The sequence below is a fragment of the Legionella qingyii genome, from assembly GCF_003184185.1.
Genome location: NZ_QHJG01000008.1, coordinates 59743 through 79178, shown reverse-complemented (window position 1 = coordinate 79178; position 19436 = coordinate 59743). Strand labels below are relative to the sequence as shown.

Sequence of the window (19436 nt, the reverse complement as noted above, 5' to 3'; positions counted from 1 at the left end):
AAATCCTCTTATTCTGCGTATAAAACGCTTTTATGAATATACACTTATTCGAAATTTAGGGCTAGGAATAAAATATATCTGCGCTGCACCCAGCCTACATTGCTGTTGCATTACTATACATCCGCCGTTTCCATGCTTTTGAGTCGATAAATCAAGTCAAGCGCCTCTCTAGCAGTCAATTGATCGGGATCAATTTGCGCCAATTCACGCAAAATAGGTGATTGAGGTTTTACTTGAACTATAGGTTGGGTTTGCAAAGTCGATGGAGTCTGATTTTGTACATGATGTAAGTGAGTGTGGGCAATTTTTAAAACCTCAGCAGGTATGCCGGCAAGCTCGGCGACCTCAAGCCCATAACTTCGGTTTGCATGTCCAGGCTCTACCCGATATAGAAAGATGATGCGACCAGTATCCAAAGAGGCTTGTAAGTGAGCATTCCGAATACATGACCACTGCTGGGGAAGATTTGTTAATTCAAAGTAGTGCGTGGAAAATAAAGTATAGGCCTTGATGGTTGTTGCAAGATAGGTGCAAGCGGCATAGGCTAGCGCCATGCCATCGTATGTACTGGTTCCGCGACCGATTTCATCAATTAAAACCAGACTTTCATGGGTTGCCTGTCTTAAAATTTGTGCTGTTTCAGTCATTTCTACCATAAAGGTTGAACGTCCAGAGGCTAAATCATCACTAGCACCAATACGTGTAAAAATTCTATCAATAGGTCCTAAAGTGACTGATTTAGCGGGTACAAAGCTGCCAATATGTGCTAGAAGTACAATTAAAGCTGTTTGGCGCATGTACGTTGATTTTCCGCCCATATTGGGGCCGGTGATAAGCAATATATTTTGCGATGGTTTAAGATGCAGGTCATTGGCGATAAAACGTTCTTGGAGCAAATGTTCAATTACTGGATGACGGCCGGCTTCAATGGTAATTTGCGATTCAGCTACAAGATTTGGACAACACCAATTGAAACTTTGTGCTCGCTCTGCCAGAGTTGTTATCACATCCAGTTGAGCTAGAGCCTGCGCTAATTGTGTCAATTCGTTTATATTGTTCTGGATTTCAATCAGTAAATTCTCATAAAGCCATTTTTCGCGTGCTAAGGCCTTTACTTGCGCCGATAATACCTTCTCTTCAAATTGCTTCAATTCTGGGGTGATGTAACGTTCTACATTTTTTAAAGTTTGTTTTCGGTGGTAATGAGGTGGTGCTTTCTCTGCTTGGGTTTTGGACAGCTCAATGTAATATCCTTGTACGTTATTGAAGCCAAATTTCAGCGAGGACAATCCAGTTGTTTGTTTTTCTTCCAGCTCCAATTGCATGAGTTTATCGTTGGCACGCGTGCTGAGCATCCTCAATTCATCAAGCTCTTCATCAAAACCGGGAGCTATAACGCCACCATCACGAATTAACATTGGTGGGTTTTCTATAATCGCGGATGCGAGCAATTGCTGGAGTACTGGTAGCGGTTTAATGTGGTTTTTTAATTGTACGGTGAGTTCGCTCTTGTTGTGCACAAGTACAGTATTCAGCTCGGGAAGTAACGCTAAAGTATGACTTAAAGCAACTAAATCACGTGGGCGAGCTGATTTTAGAGCAATACGCGAGATAATCCGTTCTACATCACATGTTTGTCTTAATAATTCATGGATAGATACATCGTTTTGCAGATGCAGTAGTTCCATTATCGCATCTTGGCGGGCTTTGATCTTGCCACGATGTTTAAGCGGTCTTCCTAACCAACGTTTGAGCAAACGACCGCCCATGGAGCAGGCCGTTTTATCCAGAAGAGATAATACGCTGTTTTCATGATTGCCATTGATATTATCAAATAACTCAAGATGTTTTTGTGTCGCGGCATCGAGTTGCAAGTAATCATGTGTATGTTCTAGGGTTATCGTAGTTAAATGAGGTAGCGATTGTTTTTGTGTTGTGTGTAAATAGGCCAGTAAAGCACCTGCTGCAACCAGTGCGGTGGTATATTCTTGTTCACCAAACGCGGCGAGATCATTTACTGAAAATTGCTCACATAAGAGTTTTTTGGCACTATCGAAGCAAAACTCCCAGCCTGGTCTTAGCTTAATTGGGAAATTTTGGCAGTATTCTTCCAGTGAGGATGTTTCTTGTAAGAGCAACTCTGCGGGTTGCAATCTCGTAAGCTCTGCGCTGAGTTGATTTGTTTCAGCTAATTCCAGTAAATGAAAACGGCCGCTACTTAATTCAACCCATGCGAGACCAATTTTTTGCTTTTGATGGTGAACGGCCAAAAGTAAATTATCTTTTTTAGCATCCAAAAGTGCTTCATCAGTCACTGTTCCTGGAGTGATAATACGGGTAACCTGACGTTCGACGGGTCCCTTACTGGTTGCAGGATCTCCTATTTGTTCACAGATAGCTACCGACTCGCCTTTTTTAATTAATCTTGCCAGATAATTTTCTACAGCATGGTAAGGAACGCCAGCCATAGGAATTGGTTTATCAGCAGATTGGCCACGATGGGTCAAAGTAAGATCCAATAATTGTGATGCACGCTTGGCATCATCAAAAAATAATTCATAAAAATCGCCCATACGGTAGAACAGGAGCATATCAGGATATTCTGATTTAATGCGTAAATACTGTTGCATCATCGGCGTATGGGAAGTTGTCATGAATGTTTTTACTCGAGTTTAAATTGCGGCGATTTTAGCAAAATGATCTAAGGTAGAGTAGAGCCTATTTGAAATGGTAGGGGAAGATTACTGGTTAATTTAGGGTATAGGGATAATTGTTGTGCAATTATTTTCCATATTGACCTTTGTAAATATCAAAAAATAAACCTTGGATTCAAGAATAGAATCTGGGATATTATCAAATAGACTAAATCTAATGACTTATAATGAACAGGCAAAGGAAATGCTATGTTAACTCCAAAGGATGTGAAGACCGTTGAAGCAGCCAAAAAAATTGTTGAAGAGCGTAATCTAACTCATGTCAAGGTTGGTTTATTTGATATAGATGGAGTTATGCTTGGAAAATATATGAGTCGTAATAAATTCTTCTCGGCTCTGGATAATGGTTTTTCTTTTTGTGATGTGATCTTAGGGTGGGACTCCAAAAATAAACTGTACGATAATGGGAAATATACTGGTTGGCACACCGGTTACCCTGATACTTTAGTGCGTATTCTTCCCGAAACGTGTCGCGATCTGGTTTTTGAAGAAAATCAGTTGTTATTTATGGCTGAATTTGCTGGAGAGGCTGAAGCCTTATGTCCTCGAGCATTGCTGCGTCGCATTGTTAATAAAGCGGATTCAATGGGGTATGTCGTCTATGCTGCCTTAGAATATGAATTCTTTATGTTTGACGAAACACCTGACAGTGTACGGTCTAAAAGCTTCCGCGATTTAAAACCCATGACGCCTGACTTCTTTGGTTATTCAATGATTCGCAATACCGTCCATGCGGATTTATATCATCAGATTCTCAATATGAGTGAGATTATGGACTTTCCTATTGAGGGGTTGCATGCGGAAACAGGCCCTGGGGTGATTGAAGCAGCGATTGCTGTAGATAAGGCCCTCGAAGCAGGGGACAAGGCTGCCTTGTTTAAAACATTTATGAAGGTTTTAGCGCAGCGCAACAATATGATGGCAACTTTTATGGCTAAATGGTCGCCGCATTATCCAGGTCAAAGCGGACATATTCATCTTTCTTTACGCCATAAAAATGAGGAAACCAGTGCGTTTTATGAACCTTCCATGCCCTATAATATGAGCCCAATTCAACGGCATTTTGTAGCTGGGCAACAGCGACTTATGCCTGAGTTTTTGGCAATGGTCTCGCCTACTGTGAACAGTTTTTCTCGTTTGATTCCAGGATTTTGGGCTCCAACTGATGCAACCTGGGGTGTAGAAAATCGTACTACGGCACTACGTGTTATACCGGGAAGTGATAAGTCGCAGCGGGTTGAATATCGTTTGGGGTCTGCCGATTCGAATCCTTATTTGGCTTTGGCAGCCGCTTTAGGCTCTGGTTTGTATGGAATCGAACAAAAACTGGAACCATATCCCGAAATTAAAGGCAATTCTTATACACAGCAGCACGAAGCAGAGCTTGCTTTACCTCGAACTCTTTGGGAAGCGGCTACTCGTCTTAAGGAATCAAAAGCCGCTCGTTCTTTATTTGGCGATTCATTTGTTGATCATTTTGCTGCTTCTCGAGAATGGGAAGAGCGCGAATTTCGCCGTCATATTACGGACTGGGAATTGGACCGCTATTTTGAAATTATTTAACCTGGGTTTACTCGATTATGAATGACACATTGAAAACCTATTCGCCTATAGATAATTCTTTATATGTAGAACGTGCTTTTGCCAAAGATAATGAGATTCAATTTGCTTTGGAGAGGGCATTAAATGCAAAAAAACACTGGGCAGCTACTCCCCTTGCCGAGCGCGAGAGATACTGTACTGCGGCAGTAGATGCTCTGGTTGCCAACAAGAATGAGATTGCCAACGAAATTTGCTGGCAAATGGGGAGACCCATCCGTTATGCTGCTGGCGAAATTAATGGTCTTGAAGAGCGGGCTCGTTATATGATCGCTGCTGCACGTGATGCACTTGTCCCGATCTCATTGCCTGAAAAAATGGGCTTTATTCGTTATATCAAACGTGAGCCATTAGGACTCACCCTAGTTATTGCTCCTTGGAACTATCCTTACCTTACTGCTGTAAATGCGATTATTCCAGCCATAATGGCTGGAAACGTGGTGTTGCTCAAACATTCAGCGCAAACACCACTTGTAGCGGAGCGATTTGACCAAGCATTTAGAGAAGCCAATCTTCCGCAAGGAGTATTTCAGTATTTGCATCTAACTCATTCCGATACGGAAAAAATTTTGCGCGATTCATCAATAAATAATGTTGCTTTTACGGGTTCTGTTGCTGGTGGAGCGATGATAGAACGAGTAACCGCGGGACGTTTTTTAAGTATTGGCCTTGAGCTTGGAGGAAAAGATCCGGCTTATGTCCGTTATGATGCTGATATTAATAATGCAGTTGATACACTTATGGATGGGGCGTTCTTTAACTCAGGTCAATCTTGCTGTGGTATTGAACGTATTTATGTTCACAAGAGTGTTTACGAGCATTTTGTTAACAAGGCAGTAGCCTTGGTTAAACAATATAAACTCGGACGCCCTGATGATCCTGAAACAACCTTGGGGCCACTCGTTCGTCCTTCTTCGGTGGCGTTTGTACGCGCGCAGATTCAAGAGGCATTGGCGCAAGGAGCTGTAGCACATATTGATAGTCGAGATTTTGTAATGGATCAACCAGGTTCTGCCTATATGGCCCCCCAAATTTTAACGCAAGTAAACCACAAAATGCGGATAATGACCGAAGAGACATTCGGGCCAGTGGTCGGTATTATGTCTGTTGATAGTGATGAAGAAGCTATTGCATTGATGAATGACAGCGAGTATGGGTTAACAGCCGCTGTTTTTACTCAAGACATTTCCCAAGGAATTGCTATTGGTGAACAACTTCATACAGGAACATTTTTTATCAATCGTTGTGATTATCTAGATCCTGCTTTGGCTTGGACTGGAGTTAAGAATTCTGGGCGTGGATGTACGCTCTCTTCTATAGGATATGACTTACTGACTAGACCCAAATCGTATCATTTAAAAACGATTAACAGAGAAAGGAATCTACCATAATGAGTACATTACTGATGGCTAATTGGAATTATCCCACTTCGATAAAGGTAGGAGCAGGGCGTGTTCGTGAACTTGTCGAAGTTTGCCATACCTTGGGAATAAATTCACCTCTCTTGGTCACGGACAGTAACCTTGCGAAATTACCGGTGATTGAGTCAATATTGACACATTGTCGTGATACGGGCTTGTTTATTTCCTTATTCGCCGATGTAAAAGCAAATCCATCGGGAGAAAATGTCATGGCAGGTGTAAATGCCTATCAAAAGGGGCAACATGATGGGGTTATTGCTTTTGGAGGAGGCTCAGCTCTTGATGCAGGTAAAGCCATTGCTTTGATGATTGGACAAAAGCGTCCTTTATGGGATTTTGAAGACATAGGAGATAATTGGCGACGCGTCAATGCGGCAGGTGTCGCTCCAGTTATTGCTATACCAAGTACCGCAGGTACTGGTTCTGAGGTTGGGCGTGCTTCTGTGATAACCGATACGCAACAACAACGCAAAAAGATTATTTTTCACCCTAAAATGATGCCGGCTATGGTTATTTTAGATCCTGAATTGACAGTTGCTTTACCACCGAATATTACGGCAGCAACAGGTATGGACGCGCTGTCTCATTGTTTGGAGGCCTATTGTGCTCCCGGATATCATCCGCTTGCAGAAGGAATTGCTCTTGAGGGGATTCGTCTAATAAAAGAACACTTACCTCGAGTGATGCAAAATGGTAATGATATAAATTCCAGGACACAAATGCTTGTAGCTTCTTCGATGGGGGCAACGGCTTTTCAACGTGGTTTAGGCGCTATGCATGCACTTGCTCATCCTTTGGGAGCAATTTATGATGCGCATCATGGGCGATTAAATGCCATTCTCATGCCTTATGTATTACACGCTAATCGATCCGAGATTGAATACAAAATAACGCGGTTAGCGACCTACTTAGAGATTGAAAATGGGTTTGATGGATTTCTTGATTGGATAATCCAGTTGCGTCAAGAATTAGGCATCGAGCACAGTTTAGCTGAAATTGGTATTGATAAACGACATGCGGCACGTATTGCAACAATGGCGACGGAAGACCCTTCAGCACAGAGTAATCCAATTCTTTTTGACATTCAACAATATGAACGCATCCTTATTGCAGCAATTCAAGGCGATTCTTCCCGTCATTCAGAGATGGTGATGATGAGATTGACAGAAGCACCTTAAGGACCACCATGAACATTGGAATATTACAATGTGACCAAGTAGATCCAAGGCTAATTGAGGTACATGGAACTTACTCGGAAATGTATATTAAGCTACTGCATCAGGAAGGCCCCAATTTGTCATTCACAGTCTATGATGTTCGTTATGATGAATTGCCAAGTCATATTGATGCCGCTGATGCTTATGTTATTACCGGGAGTCGCTATGGTGTTAATGATGATTTAGCTTGGATTAGTGCACTTGAAGAATTCATTCGACGTCTTCATGCGGCAAGAAAAAAAATCATAGGGATTTGTTTTGGCCATCAGCTTATTGCGAAGGCGTTAGGGGGGAAGGTTATAAAATCTCATCAGGGGTGGGGTATAGGTATGTCTGTAAATAAAATTACCCAACACAAGCCATGGATGTCACCATCTCTAGGGATTTTAAATCTGATCGTTAGCCATCAGGATCAAGTTGTGTTTCTTCCTGAGGAGGCAGAGGTTCTGGCTGCTAGTGATTTCTGTCCGTTTTATATGTTGCAGATTGGCGACAACCTGCTCACCGTCCAAGGGCACCCTGAGTTCAGCAAAAGATATTCTCAGGCGTTGATTGAACTTCGCAAAAATAACTTAGGAAAAGAACTAGCCGCGCAGGGATTAAAATCATTGCAACAACACTGTGATGATAAGGTATTTGCCAAATGGGTTATTAATTTTTTGAGTTTCTAAAATAAGATAATGCCATACTTTTTTATTGAAATATCAATAGGTCATGGTTGAAGTTAAATTTATTTGCTAAAATCTAAAGGGATTTAAAAAAAATATTAAACTTATAGGGAGAATGAAATGAATCGTTTCGCTTTAATTGCAGCAACTGGTTTTCTAGCATTAGCGCTAACTGCATGTGGTGAGTCAAGTAACAAACCTACAGCTACCACTACTACTGAAACTACTACAACACAACAACCAGCTCCAGCACAACAACCCGCTGCTCCAGCGCAGCAACCAGCTGGTGGCAACCAAACTCAAAACCAGTAAAAGACTTTAACCTGGGTGAAGGCTTAGGCCGTAACCCAGGAACATTTCGGCCTATTGATGAGTCCTTTTGATAAATTAATCAAAGAAATTTCAGCAATTCTTAAAAAAATGAATTGGCAATTAGTTACGGCTGAATCATGTACGGGTGGGCTTATTGCAAGTTATCTCACTGAAGTTCCTGGTAGTTCAGTCTGGTTTGAACGTGGGTTTGTGACGTACAGTAACCTATCGAAAGAAGAGCTGCTTTCAGTGCCTAAGCAATTAATTGAAGAATACGGTGCGGTCAGTGAACCTGTTGCATTGGCGATGGCGACTGGTGCTTTGCAACATAGTGTAGGTCATGTAGCCGTATCGGTTACTGGTATTGCTGGCCCGGATGGCGGCAGCTTTGAGAAACCCGTGGGAACAGTGTGTTTTGGTTGGGCCGCTAGAGACATGAAGCCCAGGATATTAAGAAAACAGTTCACCGGAGATCGGCAAGATATACGCTTGGCTGCATGCCAGGAAGCTTTATCTGGTATTCTTTCTTATATAAAAATTGATAGACACTGATATCGTAAGAAATAGTGTTGCCGGGAGCATGGGACACTTTACAAGCAATTTTTGAAGTCTCAGATTAAAGTAAATTTCTCTATATAAATATTACTGCAGCTACCAACTCTTGATAAGCGCTCTATTTTTGTCCTATGGTTAGGCTTATTAAATCGTTAGCTACTTGGTGTGCATTTTGTTCAAATTCAAATTTCATTCGATCTTTCAAGGGTACATATGCTCTTTCTGGTGTAGGGAAAAATATATGCTTAGTGGCATTAGCAATATTTATTGCTGCACGTGCTGCATATAATGGAGCAGCTGTTACTTTGGAAGTTAGTTCTTCATTTTTACTCTGCATAATATCTACCTCGGAAAATATGTCTTACAATTGTACCAGATGATTAACCAACTATCAATCAGAGGCGGTTTTTCTACGGTAGGCTGGTTTCTTTTCTGAAAGCGACATTTTGGTTTTGCCGCATTTGAGCTTGAGCAAAAAAACTCCTTTAATACAGTGAATCAATTTGCTGCTTGTTCCTATCTGTGTGATAATTTTACCCTTGCATATAACTACCTGGAAAATATTATGGAAGAAAATAAACAAAAAGCATTATCCGCTGCCCTCTCGCAAATTGAACGTCAGTTTGGTAAGGGATCAGTGATGCGTATGGGCGACAGCACCGTATCCCGAGATATAGAAGCCATTTCAACTGGGTCTTTAGGATTAGACATTGCTTTGGGAATTGGTGGTTTACCCAAAGGACGTATTGTTGAAATTTATGGCCCAGAGTCTTCTGGTAAAACAACGTTAACCTTACAAGTTATTGCCGAATGTCAAAAAATGGGAGGCACTGCTGCATTTATTGATGCAGAACATGCCTTAGACCCCAGCTATGCGCAAAAGCTGGGTGTTAATGTGGATGAGTTACTGGTTTCTCAACCTGATACAGGAGAGCAAGCTTTAGAAATTACCGATATGCTGGTACGCTCAGCTGCGGTCGATGTTATTATCGTTGACTCTGTTGCTGCATTAACTCCTAAAGCAGAAATTGAAGGAGAAATGGGCGACTCACATGTTGGCTTACAAGCTCGACTCATGTCACAGGCTTTACGTAAATTGACTGCTAATATTAAACGCTCTAATACACTGGTCATTTTTATTAACCAGATTCGTATGAAAATTGGCGTAATGTTCGGTAGCCCCGAAACAACTACCGGCGGTAATGCATTAAAATTCTATGCTTCCGTCCGCCTGGATATTCGTCGCATTGGATCAATTAAAAAAGGCGAAGAAATCTTAGGTAGTGAAACACGAGTTAAAGTTGTTAAGAATAAAGTGGCACCACCATTTAAGATGACCGAATTTGATATTCTGTATAACGAAGGTATTTCTCGTGAAAGTGAAATTATCAATTTAGGTGTCCAACTCAATCTGATTGAAAAATCTGGGGCTTGGTACAGTTATAAGGGTGAGAAAATTGGCCAGGGTAAAGATAATGTTCGCTTATACCTGAAAGAGAATCCTCAAGTTGCAGCAACTCTCGAACATCAAATTCGTGCAGAGCTTTTAGAGAAAAAACTCCCTATGCTTGCGTCAGCTAGTGCCGACGAATTTGAGGCCGTTGATGACTAAAGCATTTGATTGTGCTGTGCGCCTGCTATCCAGGCGCGAGCACAGTGCACTAGAACTTTGTGATAAATTAAAGCAAAAAGGATATAGTGCTATAGAAGCAAAAATAGCATTGGATGAATGCCAACGCTTGGATTTGCAAAGTGAACGACGGTTTGTGGAGATCTACAGTCGTTCACGAATACGTCAAGGTTATGGACCTTTAAAAATAAGCCAGGAATTGACTAGTAAAGGAGTTGATAAGGAATTAATTCATCAGTTCTTGCAGCAAGAGCAAGATAATTGGTTGACTTATGCTTTAGATGTTTGGCAGAAAAAAAGTAAAGGTCAATGTGAGTTATCGTTTGATGAGCTCCAAAAACAACAGCGTTTTTTGCTTTATCGTGGATTTGGTATGGATACCATTGTTCAAGTGAAAAAAGAATTGAAAAAATAAAAATGAAATCGTAGCCTAGGTGCCTTGTAGCCTGGGTAATGTGCAGTAGTGCTTTTAAGTTAAGCAAAATTCCCTTTTCTCCAAAAGGGAGAAGGTGCCCGTTAGGGCGGATGAGGGGATTTACTATATTAGTCTCACCCCAGCTCTCTCCTATTGTTGAGAGAGGGCGTTTATTTTTAGATTAAAAGCACAATTTCTGCACATTTCCCGAGGACGGTTGAAAATTAAAATTAACTCAAATTGGTGTTGATTCGAAATGAAAAGTTCTGAAATTAGAAAAGCATTTTTTGATTATTTCACACAACGTGGTCATCAACTAGTGGAATCCAGCTCCTTAATTCCTGCTAATGATCCTACTTTATTGTTTACTAATGCGGGTATGGTGCAATTTAAGGATTTATTTTTAGGACTTGAAACACGTTCTTATCAGCGAGCGGTTACTGCCCAACGTTGTGTACGCGCAGGTGGTAAACACAATGATTTGGAAAATGTGGGGTATACAGCAAGACACCATACATTTTTTGAAATGTTGGGTAATTTTAGTTTCGGTGATTATTTTAAGCGAGAAGCAATAAAATTTGCTTGGGAATTTTTAACTCAAGTTCTGCATTTGCCCGAAGAGCGTTTGTGGGTGACAGTTTATAAAGAAGATCAAGAAGCAGAGGATATTTGGTTAAAAGAAATGAATGTTTCGGCTGCGCGTTTCTCACGTTGTGGAGAAAAAGATAATTTCTGGTCTATGGGGGATACAGGCCCTTGTGGTCCATGCACCGAGATTTTTTACGATCATGGTCCTGATATTCCAGGTGGTCCTCCAGGAAGTCCTGATGAAGACGGGGATCGATATATTGAAATTTGGAACCTGGTATTCATGCAATTTAATCGGGATAAAGATGGGAATTTGCATCCGCTACCCAAACCATCTGTAGATACAGGTATGGGACTTGAGCGACTCGCTGCCGTAGTTCAAGGTGTTCACAGCAATTATGAAATAGACAGTTTCCAGTATTTAATTCAATCGACAGCAAAACTTGGAACTATTACCAATTTAAACCACACTTCGTTAAAGGTAATTGCGGATCATATTCGTTCTTGTTCCTTTTTAATCGCTGATGGAGTGATTCCTGGTAATGAAGGACGCGGGTATGTGCTTAGAAGAATTATTAGAAGGGCAATAAGACATGGTAATAAGTTAGGCTTGCCAACTCCGTTTTTTTCACAATTAGTAGAACCTTTAATTACAGTTATGGGCGATGCTTATCCTGAATTGATAAAATCTAAAGCCCATATAGAAAAAATCCTCAACCAGGAAGAAAATCAGTTTGCCCGCACGCTTGATCAGGGATTACGTCTATTGCAAGAGCAAATGCATTCTCTTGGTGGCCACGAAATATCAGGGGAAATCGCATTTAAACTGTATGATACCTACGGTTTTCCTGTCGATTTGACTGCTGATATAGCTCGAGAGCAAGGCCTCTACGTGGATATGGATGGCTTCAATCAATTGATGCAACAGCAAAGAGAGCAGTCTCAGGCTGCCAGTCAGTTCAGCGTGGATTATAGTACTACTGCTCAATTGGATTACCAATCTAATTTTCATGGTTATGAACAAAACGAAACAGAAGCAAAAATTATTGCTTTGCTTCTAGAAGGAAATGAAGTTGATGCCTTAAGTCAAGGTACGAAAGGAGCTGTAGTTCTGGATCACACCCCTTTTTATGCGGAAAGTGGGGGGCAAGTAGGGGATAAGGGAATATTAATAAGTACAGGTTTTCGTTTTCGTGTCGATGATACGCAAAAAAAAGGTCAAGCCATAGTACATTATGGTGAAGTAGTGGAAGGTTCAGCGACCTTGAATCAGTTGCTGAAAGCAGAAATAGATAACGAGCGCCGAGAAGCAATTCGTATAAATCATACCGCAACTCATTTATTGCATGCTGCTTTAAAAACAGTAGTCGGACCACAAGTCCAGCAAAAGGGTTCATTGGTTGATGCAGAGCGAGCACGCTTTGACTTTTCTCATTTTGAATCATTGACCACAGAACAAATTAAAGAAATTGAATTATTAGTTAATGATCAAATTCGAGCCAACAACGAAGTTGTAACTCAACTCATGGATATTGATTCTGCCAAAAAAAGTGGTGCAGTTGCTCTGTTCGGAGAAAAATATACCGATAAGGTACGTGTATTATCTATGGGTGAGTTTTCTAAGGAGCTTTGTGGTGGAACTCACGCACGGAGGACAGGTGATATCGGGTTGTTTAAAATTGTTGCTGAATACGGAATTGCAAGTGGTGTAAGACGTATAGAGATGGTAACAGGTCGTTATGCGTTAGTTTGGGTTAATGAACAACAGTCACTTTTAAGTGAGTTGGCGTCATTGTTAAAAACCACAACGAATAACTTACCGGACAAGATAGGACAGCTTATCGCTGAACATAGAGGTTTAGAAAAAGAAATTGCCAAATTACAAAGTGAGAAAGCACAAAAATCAGGAGCAGATCTGGCAAATGAAGTAGAACAAATCAATGGAATCAGTCTATTGGTAAAACAATTGGAAGGTGTTGATAGCCAAACCATGCGTACAACCTTAGATCAACTGAAATCCAGACTTGATTCAGCTGTAATTGTTTTATTTACAGTGGATCAAAATAAAATGAATGTGATTGCTGGTGTAAGTAAGGGTATTTTAGGGAAAGCACCTACTGCGGCTACATTGGTAAAACATCTCTGTGGAAAGGGCGGGGGGCGTGATGATATGGCTCAGGGAGGAGGGGTTTTGCCGCCTGATTTGGATAATAAGATAGAAGAAATTAGAGAGATGGTACGCCATTCATAAATGATATCGTACTACCCACTAAGTTTTATACGGCGTTCCAAGTTCACACGGCTTCAGTCATGTACTATTATGTACACTCCTGGCCTTGTCTAAGACATAGTGGGTAATGCTATTTTATGCTGCCTGGATTTTTCTCCACCAGGCTAATTATCTGTAAAGTAATCATACATAAGGAGATGGCATGAGTTTTTTACAAGAGTTTAAACAATTTGCTATAAAAGGGAATGTAATTGATCTTTCTGTTGCTGTGGTTATTGGTGCGGCATTTGGCAAAATTATTAGCTCATTAGTTAGCGGCATTGTGATGCCTTTAATTGGCTTATTATTAGGTGGAATTAATGTCGCAAATAAAACGTTTTCCGTCGGTGATGCGATTGTAAAATGGGGAGAATTTCTCCAGGCCGTGATTGATTTTACAATCATTTCATTTTCAATTTTTGTAGCAATTAAAGCACTTTCTTTATTAAGAAAAAAGGAAGAAAAGCAAGAAAAACCAACTAGAGAAGAAACATTATTAACTGAAATTCGTGATTTATTGAAGGAGCAGGGTGCAAAAAGCGAATAATTTTTTGTAGCAAAATTCGTATTGTTTGTAGCCTGGATGCAGCGAAACCTTGGTTAATAAGGTTTCAGAACCCCGGGTTAGCTTTGCAGTACCCAGGCTATGTAAATTTCATGATTTTTTTACTCCACTGTTGCCTCAAAATGAAAGGTTATCGAAAGCCTTATTCGTTATCAAAGACTCCTAAGTATCTGTAAATCTGCTATAATTTTAAACAAGAATCATCATTAATAAGGATAGTTATGACTGGGCTCTTGAATTTAATTGCTGTTATTGTTGTCTTTGGGGTGGTTTTATGGCTAATCGATACTTTTATACCTATGCCACCATCAATTAAAAGCTTGTTAAATGTACTCGTTCTTATTATTTTAGTTATCTATATTTTACAATTTTTTGGCTTGATAAAAACAATTTTACCTATGATTAAGATTTTTAAATAAATCAATCAAATAATTGGTTTGCAGTTCAGCTAGATCTGGGATTTGGAGTAACCGCTCACACCTATTTGAAAATAATTAAGTAGCTGAGCTTAACATTTTGAAGTCTAGCATGGATACTTAGAGTTCTATAGCTGGACTTCATAAGCACTGTACCAGCCTACTCACGACCAATCAACGTTTCCCTGAGTTTTCGGCATGCGTGCGTGACTAAAGACAGAGCTGTTATTTAGCCTATAGCCTCAATGATTTTAGGAGGCGACTTAATGATAAATGGCACCAATAAACTAAACCCGGTCAAACAAGCATTTAGCAATTGGTGAGCCATCGTCAAACTATTGACCGCTATATTTTATGATCAAACTGTACTTGATTTTTGATGTTACTTAATAACTTTAGTTACTCTTGGTACACGTTGTAGTGCCAGTATCTTTTCCAGATTGAGATATCCAGTTGCCTTGTAAAGATCCGTCTTGTTTTAATGTAATGGACAATATACCCGAAATCGTGTTATCTACGGCCCCCCAAAAAGAAGTGCTCATAAAATTATTAATATTTGAACCCATTAATCCTGTACCATACAGTACTGGATTACCCGTGTTATCATCCCATTCAGAATTGTAAGTATCGCCAGTTTTCGATATGGTAAGAGAAAAACTCTTATTATCTAATAAAGAGCCATTCCATTGACATTTATAATTTCCTTCAATGGATTGAGATGTGCTGGCCGTCATATTGTCAGCATAAGCTGTGGTGATAATGAAATATAATATGGCTGTTAAAGAGATATCTACCAATGCTTTCATAACAAACTCCTTTTTGTTAATGACTGATGCACATGCCACTTTATGATGATTTTTTACAACTAATAGTGGCGGCTTGATTCTTATTACTTTGTGCCCACTTGCCTTCCAAAGTACCATCTGGTTTGATGATGATGTATTGGGCAAAAATAGTCGTCGGATCTTTAGACCACCAAAATAAAAATGAGAATGCATTATTCTGCTCTTTATTTTGTAAACCAATTCCAACAAGGCTTGGTGTGGTGTCATTCATTCCTTTTTTCGACATTCTATAACTATTGTTACTCCCTTTTTTTATAGTAAGGTATTCTGTGCCATCTGGCGGTGTAGAAAAAGGATCATGGAAATTGCATACATAGGTACCTGAAATGTCTGTCGTTGAAGTTTGAGTTATGGACGTATCTGCAAAAGCAGTCGATAAAAATGATAGACAACTCAATGTTCCTAGCATCATTGTGAGTGAAATCCTATTCATAGAGATCATAAAAAACTCCTTTTATTTATTTCATAATCTGTCCAAAATCTCTGCATTTATAAATTGAGTTATACATATTATAGATGATCTATCACGATCTTGTAGCGCTATAATTACAATCAACCCTTCTTTTTTGTAACCTGGAACTTTTCCTGAAGATTTCAACTGACTAAGAGAGCAGGTGCTTGCAATCTGGGGTTCTTCTGCCTTATTAAGGAACACTTCAATATGTTGCATCAAGTGCTATACAAGTCCAGATTATTTCAACATCATAATTTTTGCAGTTTCAGCTTTTTCAAATAACTCTTCTATTTTGGAGTCAATTGGAAAATTGTTGCTTTTACAGCTATCAAGATAGATTTGCTTTGGGGTGTAACCTAAATCATCTTCTAATGTAGCATTTGCTCCATTTTCCAAGAGGAATTCAATCCATAAATCCTTTCGACTGGCTGCCGCATGATGCAAAGCGGTCTTACAATAAAAGTCCATAGCATCTATTTGAGCGTTATATCTAAGAAGAAGAGTAGCAATTTGTTTCGTCTCTGCATTACAGTGTTGATTTAAAATTAATCCCATAAGTGGAGATTTAGTATTTTTTCCCCCTTGATTGGGATTAACATTATTCTTAAGCATCCGTTCAATCATGGGGATAATAGCAGAAAGATCTGTATACTTATAAAGACACATATTTTTATTAGCACAATAATGATATAAATTTTTGCAAAAAGAAAATTGTCTGTACGCCTCACTTGGATATATTATTGTGGACTTATTTAAGTCCATCTCTTTTGCTTGATTTAATTTGATCAAATCTGGATTTTCAGAAGAAATAGCCAGATTTATGTCTTGCAAAAGCGATGCAGAAATGTATTTTTGTTTATATAAAATATTCAAAATGGCTCTTAGCTTCGCTAAATCTATTGATGAAATTTCATAGTTCATATTTTCTTTTTCTAAATCATCATAGCTGAAACCAAATTCCTCCAGGTATTTTTCAAAAAGTATTGGATTTTTGGGTTTCTGAAAATTAACAGTGAACTGATTATCACCCCTATTGATAATTATAATTTTATGAAAATTCGCTACTTTATAAAAATGATAAATAAGTATTGCATAGAAAAGCACGAAATCTGTACGCCATCCTGATTCAGGTTCTCTTTTATAGTTGGTCAAATCAAATGGCGCCTGATCTTGACGAGGAGTTATCTCATCTGGGCTTTGTACAAAAAAGTTGTATTTACTGAGCATGACTGACATTGACTAATAAGGGAATCGCTAAATTTTACCCATTTTTTTATAAAGAAAGAATGGCAGCCGTTTGATTATTCCCATAATAATTTTCCAGAAATAAGGATAATAAAACATCCTTTTCTTATGTATCAGGGCGTTCCAACAGGCTTGTGCACAAAGGTCTGGAGGGGCTGCATAAAAAATTCCGGGCAAGCCATAAGTTTGTTTGGTATCAATAAAACCCAAGCGAGCAATGGTGATGTGTTGATTAGGACTGGCAGCTTGCTGTAAACCCTGAAGATAAATTTCAATGCTTGCTTTACTTGCTCCATACAGACTGTTTTTGGCGCGTCCACGACATGCAGCAACAGAACTTAAAAATAATAAATTATATTCTTTTTGCTGACGATTTAAGTAGGTGTGGATCAATAAAGTAGTGGTCAAAATATTTACTTTGATGAGGTGAGTGATGGTTTCAATATTCAAAAGATCGTTATCAGTGAAATCGCTGTGTGCAATCAATAAATCCAGTTCGCGGTTCTCAGTTTTAAAAACAGCAAGCAGATCATTAAATTGCTCAATCAAATCTAAAACAAGTACATCACAGCGTACTCGATATCGAAGTTTGATATCATTTGCAATCAGATCGAGTTGATTTTTCTGGCGCCCTACGAGAAGCAATTGATGTCCTGATCGAGCGGCAATATGAGCAAATTTTTCTGCAATGATGGAGGTTGCGCCTAATATGACCCATGTTCTTTGTATCATTTTTTTATCCCTAATCGGTTTGCCAGATCAGAGTTCATAATACATGCATGGCGCTTAAGAGTTTGCGAGAATTGTTCATGCTTCTCATACATCTGATGATATTGTTCTTCATTTAAAAGAAAGTCCTTAGCTAAATAAACTCGGCCATTGAGTTCAGTAATTAATTGGTTCATGGCATACATTGCCTGCTTTGCTTGTACATTATGAATAAAATCAACTGCCAGGGTAAATCCAGGTTGACAAAAGGAAAGTAAGCCTTCACCAGATTGAGTGAACAGCTTGAGTACAGCAAGGGTTGGTGTTGCCTTATGAAGGCGAATCAATTGTACTAATCGCTCCAAAGTGGTTGAAGCATGATCAGTACTAAAAACTGCCTGAAATTGAACTAATCCTTTAGGTCCATAAAGTCTGTTCCAGTGCATGAGTTTATCCAGGGGATTATTAAATTGTTCAAGCGTTAGTTTTTCTTGTCCTTTTTTATGGTTAAAAAAAATCTGGTTAAATAATTTTATACCCCACGGCCTGATTAAAGAAAAAGGAATTTTGGGTATGGAGTGAATTTTTAATTTTTTATCGTCGAACGGATCACAATAATCTGCCACAGAAAAAAGAGCGCGGGGAACCGGATTGAGTAGATCAAGCCAAGCTACTTGATAATCATGATGAATGCCTTCTGTCACCATATATTCGGTGAGTGATTGGAGCGATTCAAATTGTTTATGTTTGGTTTGAACAAATCGAGGAGCCTTTTTTAGACGGAGTGCTGCACGGGTAATAATCCCTGTAAGACCTAAGCCTGCGATCGTCGCATGAAATAATTCGTTATTTTCAGAACGGCTACAATGAATTTTCTTACTTCCAATCAATAAATCGAATTCAATGAGATGGTGTCCAAAACTACCTTCGAGATGATTGTTTTTTCCATGCACATCGTGAGCAATTCCACCCGCAACTGTAGCATGGACAGTCCCTGGGAGAACGGGAGGAATGAAATCAGGATGCACTAAAAATAAATCTTTAAGTGGAACCCCTCCTTGACAGGTTACAATACCCGTTTCGGGATTAAAATTGATAAAATGATTCAGGCGTTCGCTATCAATAATAAAACCATCAGTATTAAAACAACTGTCGTTATAGCATAGCCCTGAACCACGTACGAGGATGTTTTCTTGGGGATTGTGGGCAAGGTAATCAGCAAGTTGTTCTTCATTATCAGGACGTAAACAGAACGACTGGCTATAGCGCGCACGGCTAAAATTGGTTAATGTTTTTGTTTTGCTGCGCATTTTATATGTGGTTTCATCATTTCCAATATTTATGACTATAATTCATTTAGAAACATAATTAAAAGGAATTATGATGAAAACTATTTTAATCTTTTTAGGCTTTCTCTTTTCCCTTTCTGTTTTTGCAGCAGATATTCCTCAGGATTATTTAGGCGCACAAAAATATGACAAAACCCAGTGTTTTCATAATACAAGTCAAGATTGTATTAATTCGCAATGCCTGAACTCTTCTGAAATCGATTGTCAGGATAATTGCCGAAAAATGGCGCAGGCAAAATGTCAACAACAAACTAATGAGTAAGTTTGTCTTTGCTTTTTCTCAAATTAAGTTTGATATATTGTCAAATGATTGGCATATGATTTTTGACTGTCCATGCAAACATGTCACTGGTTATCTTGATTAATCTCAAATTGGCAAACACCTCAATTTCATTTCAGTATTGTGGCCTTCATCCAGGCTACAATTCTACTTTAAATGACAAGACTATTTTATAAATGGCATACA

Annotated in this window: 19 protein-coding genes; 12 read left to right on the top strand and 7 right to left on the bottom strand. The window is 39.3% G+C overall.

Going from position 1 to position 19436, the window contains the following annotated elements; all coding sequences use genetic code 11:
- Positions 1–113 precede the first annotated feature (113 nt).
- Complete coding sequence (gene mutS, locus DGG96_RS06430) at positions 114–2654, bottom strand: DNA mismatch repair protein MutS (protein WP_110141494.1); 2541 nt, start codon at positions 2652–2654, stop codon at positions 114–116.
- Between the two features lie 249 nt (positions 2655–2903).
- Here mutS and DGG96_RS06425 point away from each other — a divergent pair, with 249 nt between their 5' ends.
- The 6 genes from DGG96_RS06425 to DGG96_RS06400 all read left to right on the top strand — a co-directional run bounded on the left by DGG96_RS06425 (position 2904) and on the right by DGG96_RS06400 (position 8483).
- Positions 2904–4277: a glutamine synthetase family protein gene (locus DGG96_RS06425; protein ID WP_110141495.1), complete on the top strand. Its 1374-nt coding sequence runs from the start codon at positions 2904–2906 to the stop codon at positions 4275–4277.
- 17 nt (positions 4278–4294) lie between these two features.
- On the top strand, positions 4295–5704 hold the full coding sequence (locus tag DGG96_RS06420; protein ID WP_110141496.1) for an aldehyde dehydrogenase family protein: 1410 nt from the start codon (positions 4295–4297) through the stop codon (positions 5702–5704).
- Positions 5704–6912 carry an iron-containing alcohol dehydrogenase gene (locus tag DGG96_RS06415; protein WP_110141497.1) on the top strand — a complete coding sequence of 403 codons (1209 nt, stop codon included), beginning with the start codon at positions 5704–5706 and terminating at the stop codon, positions 6910–6912. The genes DGG96_RS06420 and DGG96_RS06415 overlap by 1 nt, the downstream gene beginning before the upstream one ends.
- Before the next feature lie 8 nt (positions 6913–6920).
- A complete protein-coding gene (locus DGG96_RS06410; RefSeq protein ID WP_110141498.1) occupies positions 6921–7622 on the top strand; it encodes a glutamine amidotransferase-related protein in 702 nt (233 codons plus the stop codon).
- A gap of 117 nt (positions 7623–7739) precedes the next feature.
- Positions 7740–7931, top strand: a complete 192-nt coding sequence (locus DGG96_RS06405) for a hypothetical protein (RefSeq protein WP_110141499.1) — start codon at positions 7740–7742, stop codon at positions 7929–7931.
- A gap of 57 nt (positions 7932–7988) precedes the next feature.
- Positions 7989–8483, top strand: coding sequence for a CinA family protein (locus DGG96_RS06400; RefSeq protein ID WP_110141500.1), 495 nt, complete (start codon positions 7989–7991; stop codon positions 8481–8483).
- Between the two features lie 121 nt (positions 8484–8604).
- Here the strand turns inward: DGG96_RS06400 and DGG96_RS06395 are convergent, their stop codons facing one another.
- Positions 8605–8823 (bottom strand): hypothetical protein, encoded by a 219-nt coding sequence (locus DGG96_RS06395; protein WP_110141501.1) that lies wholly within the window; start codon positions 8821–8823, stop codon positions 8605–8607.
- Positions 8824–9051: 228 nt separating this feature from the next.
- Here DGG96_RS06395 and recA point away from each other — a divergent pair, with 228 nt between their 5' ends.
- From recA to DGG96_RS06370, 5 genes are all read left to right on the top strand, one after another.
- Entirely contained in the window at positions 9052–10098 is a 1047-nt protein-coding gene (recA, locus tag DGG96_RS06390) for a recombinase RecA (RefSeq protein WP_110141502.1), read from the top strand.
- On the top strand, positions 10091–10531 hold the full coding sequence (gene recX, locus DGG96_RS06385) for a recombination regulator RecX (protein WP_110141503.1): 441 nt from the start codon (positions 10091–10093) through the stop codon (positions 10529–10531). Before recA ends, recX begins: the two co-directional genes overlap by 8 nt.
- 256 nt (positions 10532–10787) lie before the next feature.
- Positions 10788–13370, top strand: coding sequence for an alanine--tRNA ligase (gene alaS / locus DGG96_RS06380; RefSeq protein ID WP_110141504.1), 2583 nt, complete (start codon positions 10788–10790; stop codon positions 13368–13370).
- Between the two features lie 181 nt (positions 13371–13551).
- Complete coding sequence (mscL, locus tag DGG96_RS06375; RefSeq protein ID WP_110141505.1) at positions 13552–13935, top strand: large-conductance mechanosensitive channel protein MscL; 384 nt, start codon at positions 13552–13554, stop codon at positions 13933–13935.
- 239 nt (positions 13936–14174) lie between these two features.
- Positions 14175–14372 (top strand): Thivi_2564 family membrane protein, encoded by a 198-nt coding sequence (locus DGG96_RS06370; RefSeq protein ID WP_110141506.1) that lies wholly within the window; start codon positions 14175–14177, stop codon positions 14370–14372.
- 392 nt (positions 14373–14764) lie between these two features.
- On the opposite strand, the gene DGG96_RS06365 is transcribed toward DGG96_RS06370, so the two are convergent.
- The 5 genes from DGG96_RS06365 to DGG96_RS06340 all read right to left on the bottom strand — a co-directional run bounded on the left by DGG96_RS06365 (position 14765) and on the right by DGG96_RS06340 (position 18931).
- The gene (locus tag DGG96_RS06365) at positions 14765–15175 is read right to left on the bottom strand and encodes a hypothetical protein (protein ID WP_110141507.1); all 411 of its coding nucleotides are present in this window, start codon (positions 15173–15175) and stop codon (positions 14765–14767) included.
- Between the two features lie 40 nt (positions 15176–15215).
- Positions 15216–15656, bottom strand: a complete 441-nt coding sequence (locus DGG96_RS06360; protein ID WP_233590486.1) for a hypothetical protein — start codon at positions 15654–15656, stop codon at positions 15216–15218.
- 249 nt (positions 15657–15905) lie between these two features.
- On the bottom strand, positions 15906–16895 hold the full coding sequence (locus DGG96_RS06350) for an ankyrin repeat domain-containing protein (protein WP_126955355.1): 990 nt from the start codon (positions 16893–16895) through the stop codon (positions 15906–15908).
- Positions 16896–16922: 27 nt separating this feature from the next.
- Positions 16923–17645 carry an SDR family NAD(P)-dependent oxidoreductase gene (locus tag DGG96_RS06345; RefSeq protein ID WP_110141510.1) on the bottom strand — a complete coding sequence of 241 codons (723 nt, stop codon included), beginning with the start codon at positions 17643–17645 and terminating at the stop codon, positions 16923–16925.
- A complete protein-coding gene (locus tag DGG96_RS06340) occupies positions 17642–18931 on the bottom strand; it encodes an FAD-binding oxidoreductase (RefSeq protein WP_110141511.1) in 1290 nt (429 codons plus the stop codon). The genes DGG96_RS06345 and DGG96_RS06340 overlap by 4 nt, the downstream gene beginning before the upstream one ends.
- 70 nt (positions 18932–19001) lie before the next feature.
- Between DGG96_RS06340 and DGG96_RS06335 the strand changes: the two genes are divergently transcribed.
- Positions 19002–19232: a hypothetical protein gene (locus DGG96_RS06335; RefSeq protein ID WP_233590485.1), complete on the top strand. Its 231-nt coding sequence runs from the start codon at positions 19002–19004 to the stop codon at positions 19230–19232.
- Positions 19233–19436 lie beyond the last annotated feature (204 nt).

Excerpts from the sequence above, each read along its gene's own strand:
- mutS (WP_110141494.1), bottom strand. The coding sequence starts at position 2,654 with ATGACAACTTCCCATACGCCGATGATGCAACAGTATTTACGCATTAAA.
- DGG96_RS06425 (WP_110141495.1), top strand. The coding sequence starts at position 2,904 with ATGTTAACTCCAAAGGATGTGAAGACCGTTGAAGCAGCCAAAAAAATT.
- DGG96_RS06420 (WP_110141496.1), top strand. The coding sequence starts at position 4,295 with ATGAATGACACATTGAAAACCTATTCGCCTATAGATAATTCTTTATAT.
- DGG96_RS06415 (WP_110141497.1), top strand. The coding sequence starts at position 5,704 with ATGAGTACATTACTGATGGCTAATTGGAATTATCCCACTTCGATAAAG.
- DGG96_RS06410 (WP_110141498.1), top strand. The coding sequence starts at position 6,921 with ATGAACATTGGAATATTACAATGTGACCAAGTAGATCCAAGGCTAATT.
- DGG96_RS06405 (WP_110141499.1), top strand. The coding sequence starts at position 7,740 with ATGAATCGTTTCGCTTTAATTGCAGCAACTGGTTTTCTAGCATTAGCG.
- DGG96_RS06400 (WP_110141500.1), top strand. The coding sequence starts at position 7,989 with ATGAGTCCTTTTGATAAATTAATCAAAGAAATTTCAGCAATTCTTAAA.
- DGG96_RS06395 (WP_110141501.1), bottom strand. The coding sequence starts at position 8,823 with ATGCAGAGTAAAAATGAAGAACTAACTTCCAAAGTAACAGCTGCTCCA.
- recA (WP_110141502.1), top strand. The coding sequence starts at position 9,052 with ATGGAAGAAAATAAACAAAAAGCATTATCCGCTGCCCTCTCGCAAATT.
- recX (WP_110141503.1), top strand. The coding sequence starts at position 10,091 with ATGACTAAAGCATTTGATTGTGCTGTGCGCCTGCTATCCAGGCGCGAG.
- alaS (WP_110141504.1), top strand. The coding sequence starts at position 10,788 with ATGAAAAGTTCTGAAATTAGAAAAGCATTTTTTGATTATTTCACACAA.
- mscL (WP_110141505.1), top strand. The coding sequence starts at position 13,552 with ATGAGTTTTTTACAAGAGTTTAAACAATTTGCTATAAAAGGGAATGTA.
- DGG96_RS06370 (WP_110141506.1), top strand. The coding sequence starts at position 14,175 with ATGACTGGGCTCTTGAATTTAATTGCTGTTATTGTTGTCTTTGGGGTG.
- DGG96_RS06365 (WP_110141507.1), bottom strand. The coding sequence starts at position 15,175 with ATGAAAGCATTGGTAGATATCTCTTTAACAGCCATATTATATTTCATT.
- DGG96_RS06360 (WP_233590486.1), bottom strand. The coding sequence starts at position 15,656 with ATGATCTCTATGAATAGGATTTCACTCACAATGATGCTAGGAACATTG.
- DGG96_RS06350 (WP_126955355.1), bottom strand. The coding sequence starts at position 16,895 with ATGCTCAGTAAATACAACTTTTTTGTACAAAGCCCAGATGAGATAACT.
- DGG96_RS06345 (WP_110141510.1), bottom strand. The coding sequence starts at position 17,645 with ATGATACAAAGAACATGGGTCATATTAGGCGCAACCTCCATCATTGCA.
- DGG96_RS06340 (WP_110141511.1), bottom strand. The coding sequence starts at position 18,931 with ATGCGCAGCAAAACAAAAACATTAACCAATTTTAGCCGTGCGCGCTAT.
- DGG96_RS06335 (WP_233590485.1), top strand. The coding sequence starts at position 19,002 with ATGATGAAAACTATTTTAATCTTTTTAGGCTTTCTCTTTTCCCTTTCT.